Source organism: Kitasatospora sp. MY 5-36 (assembly GCF_001182915.1).
In the GTDB taxonomy this organism is placed as follows: domain Bacteria; phylum Actinomycetota; class Actinomycetes; order Streptomycetales; family Streptomycetaceae; genus Kitasatospora.
The window spans coordinates 1-1,283 of sequence record NZ_LFVW01001114.1; the positions used below are offsets into that span (position 1 = coordinate 1).

Annotated in this window: 1 protein-coding gene; it reads left to right on the forward strand. The window is 77.3% G+C overall.

Annotation, left to right across the window (positions count from 1 at the left end):
* Positions 1-1,283, forward strand: a 1,283-nt coding sequence (locus tag AE652_RS40630) for a type I polyketide synthase (protein WP_049660877.1), incomplete at both ends; no start/stop codon positions are given.

Genomic DNA, 1,283 nt, shown 5'->3' on the forward strand with positions numbered 1-1,283 from the left:
CGCGCTGCGCCGCCGCCTGGCCGCCCGATCGGCCGCCGACCGGCAGCGCGAGCTGCTCAACCTCGTCCTCGCGGAGACCGCCGGGCTGGCCGGCGACGGCCCCGACCCGATCCGCCCCGACGGCCCGTTCAAGGACCTCGGCTTCACCTCCGCCACCGCCGTCGAACTGCGCGGCCGCCTCACCGCCGCCACCGGCCTGCGGCTGCCCGCCACCCTCGCCTTCGACCACCCCAACCCGACCGCCGTCGCGGCCTTCCTGCTGAACGCCCTGACCGGCCGTCCGGCCACCGCCGCCCGGCCCGCGCCCGTACCGCGCACCGTGCCGCCCGCCGAGGACCCCGTCGTCATCGTCGGCGCCGCCTGCCGGCTGCCCGGCGGCGTCGCCTCCCCGGCCGACCTGTGGCGGCTGGTCGCCGAGGGCACCGACGCGATCACCCCCTTCCCCGCCGACCGCGGCTGGGACCTCGACGCCCTCTACGACCCGGACCCGGCCGTCCCCGGCACCTCCTACGCCCGCCACGGCGGATTCCTGCACGACGCGGGCGAGTTCGACGCCGCCTTCTTCGGGATCTCCCCGCGCGAGGCGCTCGCGACGGACCCGCAGCAGCGGCTGCTGCTGGAGACCTCCTGGGAACTGCTGGAGCGCGCGGGCATCGACCCGACCTCGCTCAAGGGGCAGCCGGTCGGAGTCTACGCGGGCCTGATGTACCACGACTACGCCACCGACCTCGCCGAGGTCCCGGACGGCCTGGAGGGCTACCTGGGCACCGGCAACGCCGGCTCGGTCGCCTCCGGCCGCATCTCCTACACCCTCGGCCTCGAAGGCCCGTCGGTGACGGTGGACACCGCCTGCTCCTCCTCCCTGGTGGCCCTGCACCTGGCCGCGCAGGCGCTGCGCGACGGCGAGTGCACGCTCGCCCTGGCCGGCGGCGCCGCGATCATGGCCCGGCCCACCTCCTTCGTCGAGTTCTCCCGCCAGCGCGCGCTCTCCGCCGACGGCCGGGCCCGGGCCTACGCGGACGGCGCCGACGGCACCGCCTGGGCCGAGGGCGTGGGCCTGGTGCTGCTGGAGCGGCTGTCGGACGCCCGGCGGCTGGGGCACGAGGTGCTGGCCGTGGTCCGGGGTTCGGCCGTCAACCAGGACGGCGCGTCCAACGGCCTGACCGCCCCGAACGGCCCCTCGCAGGAGCGGGTGATCCTCGCCGCCCTCGCCAACGCCGGGCTGACGCCCGCGGACGTCGACGCCGTCGAGGGCCACGGGACGGGGACCTCGCTGGGCGACC